Source organism: Thermogutta sp. (assembly GCF_014359955.1).
Taxonomy (GTDB): Bacteria; Planctomycetota; Planctomycetia; order Pirellulales; family Thermoguttaceae; genus Thermogutta.
This window is the reverse complement of record NZ_JACIYL010000527.1, coordinates 1-3,154: the sequence shown is the minus strand read 5'-3', so window position 1 is coordinate 3,154 and position 3,154 is coordinate 1. Positions and strand designations below refer to the sequence as shown.

Annotated in this window: 3 protein-coding genes; 1 reads left to right on the top strand and 2 read right to left on the bottom strand. The window is 57.5% G+C overall.

What is annotated here, in order from left to right:
- Both H5U08_RS13960 and H5U08_RS13955 read right to left on the bottom strand, forming a co-directional pair.
- The coding region (locus tag H5U08_RS13960) for a hypothetical protein (protein WP_297034277.1) at nt 1–670 on the bottom strand (670 nt) is incomplete at its 3' end.
- 389 nt (nt 671–1,059) lie between these two features.
- Nucleotides 1,060–1,503, bottom strand: a complete 444-nt coding sequence (locus H5U08_RS13955; RefSeq protein WP_297034274.1) for a hypothetical protein — start codon at nt 1,501–1,503, stop codon at nt 1,060–1,062.
- Nucleotides 1,504–1,701: 198 nt separating this feature from the next.
- On the opposite strand from H5U08_RS13955, the gene H5U08_RS13950 reads away from it, so the two are divergent.
- A complete protein-coding gene (locus tag H5U08_RS13950) occupies nt 1,702–3,063 on the top strand; it encodes a twin-arginine translocation signal domain-containing protein (RefSeq protein ID WP_297034271.1) in 1,362 nt (453 codons plus the stop codon).
- The last annotated feature ends 91 nt before the right edge of the window (nt 3,064–3,154 follow it).

Here is a 3,154-nt window from a genome sequence, read left to right as displayed (position 1 = left end):
TCTCGGCCTTTTGTTTGGCTGCCTTGTGCTCGATCCAGGCCTGGAGATATTCCCCTTTCAACCGAACCAGTTCCGGAGAATCAATCAGCGCGATGACCTCGCCCGCCGCAACCCACTCATATGGATTCTTTCGTCGTCGCCACACTGTCCCGAACAGCGGTGTCCTGAGTTCCGCCTGATCGGCGGGAAAAAACGTTAGTTGCCCGTAGCCGTGCACCACGTCGCGAAACGGCCGGGGGGTGATCGGTTCCGTGGTGATTGTTTGCCCCCCTAACTGGTCCTGCGAATCGAGCTTCAGAACGGCCCCCACCCACGCGGGCGGGGCAGCGTCGTTAACATGTGTGTTCGTTTGCAATGTGTCGAGACCATGTGGGTTTCCTTGCTCGTCCGCACAAGGACACAGATAGATCGCGTGCGTTGCACAGTATTTCCCGAGCAAAACTTCCCGGGGCATCCAGTGCACCTGAATCCGCGGTGTCTCCGAATCTTCCTTGACGTTCGGTTGATGTCGCCGTGCTGATTGAAATTGCCAGCCCGTTTCGTGTCCCCATATTCCGAGGACAACAAGGCCGCCAAGGACAAGCACTTGGAGCACCCCCTGCATCGCTCGGGACGCCCACCGTCGAACAGGCGTTCCCCGTGAGTCCGCCGGTATCACTTTTTCTGGCATGGAATGTTTCCTCATCGTCTTGACGGCACTGCTTGGCAGGCATTTCCGTTGCGGCTGAACAAATCAGCGGCTACTGGAGTGCGGTTTAGCAATCTGAAAATGGCGTGGGCACACGCCCTGTTTGATCGAGACTCATCAATCGGCTGCTGAAAACGGCACGGATCGGGATGGGGCTGTAGAGTGCCATGGCGTTCATTCTCAAGCCCTTTGAAAGCTGCCAGCAAAAGGTCTTGCAGCCGCTTGCCAATCAATGCACGATCTGAAACCGAACTGCCGCCACGATGACACCAGCGGCGTCCCGACGGTGAAAGACTTCACGCACCAAATCGACGTGAATTCGCCGGGAGATCAGGGCACTCACGAGACCAATGACCGCTCGCGGTGTCCATTCAGACAAGAGACCGGGGAGGTCGCAAAAGCTCTTCAGTTGGAAAGTCGGTGCGACGCTCGCTCAAGACAAGATAGGCCCAGTGCACTTCCAGGGGCAGGCTGACGCCTGCAGACTCTGCGGGAACATAAAGGCAAGTCGCTACAACACAGATCCCACATGCACAGGCACAATGGACGCGACTTGCCCCATCCCGATCCGCAAGCTGTTTTTGAGCCACCGTGGCTTCAGCGTGACGCCCAACAAGCCCCTGGCCAGGTTGGGCTGACGCACACGATTCCTGCTGACATTCAAAAAGCACACGGTCTTTTTCAAGAAGCCTCGCTGCGCAGACAGGCAGAGCTGCGGTGACCGAGCCGGCATGCTCAAATACAAGACCGCTGCTGCCAAGATACAGCAGCAGAATGAGCCATGTCACGCCACGTGTTCGAGAGTTGCGGTCCATCCTTCTCCACCGGACGATGGCTAACAGCACGCCCAGCCAATATTATCCAGTTGGTTGCGACAAAAATCAATGCAAGTCTCGGCACGTTGACGCGCCACGCCTGAATAAGTATTCTCAAGGGATCAAAAATTCCGCAAATTGGGTTGAATGTGTCGCCGCTTTCGTTTTTTACTGGTTGCTCCAGAAAGGATCCCGCCCATGAGTACTCGCACGCCCGAAAACACGCAGGGTAACTCTACTCATTCCAATCGGCGAACTTTCTTGAAGACCTCGGCGCTGGCGTCCGCGCTCCTGACGACCGGATCCCTTGCCCGGATGGTCCACGCAGGGGAAAGCCACCTGATCCAGGTAGCATTGGTCGGATGCGGCGGGCGAGGAACCGGGGCCGCTGCCAATGCCCTCTCGACTCCTGGTCCCGTCAAACTAGTTGCCATGGCAGATGTGTTTGAGGACCGCCTCAAGGCCAGCCTGAACAACCTCAAGAAGAACTTCGCTGACAAGCTGGATGTTCCGCCCGAGCGGCAGTTCCTCGGGTTTGACGCGTACAAAAAAGCTATCGATGCAATCAATCCGGGCGATGTCGTCCTGCTGGCCACGCCGCCAGCGTTCCGGCCGGTCCACCTCGAATATGCGGTTCAGCAAGGTCGGAATGTTTTCATGGAGAAATCGTTCGCCGTGGACGCCCCCGGGATTCGTCGGGTACTGGCAGCGGGTAAGCTTGCCGATCAAAAGAATCTCAAAATCGCGGGCGGTTTGATGAGCCGCCACTACCTGCCATTGGAACAGATCATCGAGAAGATTCACGATGGAGCCATCGGCACCGTGATCACAGCCTGGGCTTACCGGATGCATGGACCGGTGGGATTCCGTCCGAAAAGGCCCGGCGAAAGCGAACTGGCCCATCAGATTCGCAATTACAGTTGTTTCACCTGGCTCAACGGAAGCTTTCTGGTGGACTGGCTCATCCACAACATCGACGTATGCTGCTGGGTGAAGGGAGATTGGCCGATCTCCTGTCAGGGCCAGGGAGGACGTCAGGTCCGTACAGAGCCCGATCAGCTCTTCGACCACTACGCAGCCGAGTACACCTTCAAGGACGGGACGCGGATGTTTGCCCAGGGACGACACATGGCCAATTGCTGGGGGTTTTTTGGAGACGTGATCCATGGAGCCAGCGGCTCAGCCGTGCTCGGCGAGGGAATTGCCGACCCGCGGCTTTACAAAGGCCATCTGCGAACAGCCGATACTGAGATCTGGCGATACGAGGGACCACCCTGCAATCACTACCAGCGTGAGCTCGATCTGCTCTTCGACGCCATCCGAAACGACAAACCTTACAACGAGACCGAACGCTGTGCCAAGTCCTGCCTCACGGCGATCATGGGGCGGATGGCCGTGGAGTCGGGTCAGGAGGTGACCTGGGAGCAGGCCCTCAATTCCGATCTGGTGCTGGCACCGGATCTGGAAAAGTGGACCAGCCTGGACGATCCTGCGCCTGTCCAGCCGGATGAAAACGGACGGTATCCCATCGCGATGCCTGGCTTCACAAAGGCATTCTGAAACTGCATATTAAAGACAAAGTAACGCACTCAATCGAGGGGAGCCCGGGGCCCGTCCTGGGTTCCCCTCCCTTGTTGACAACGATTCTCAA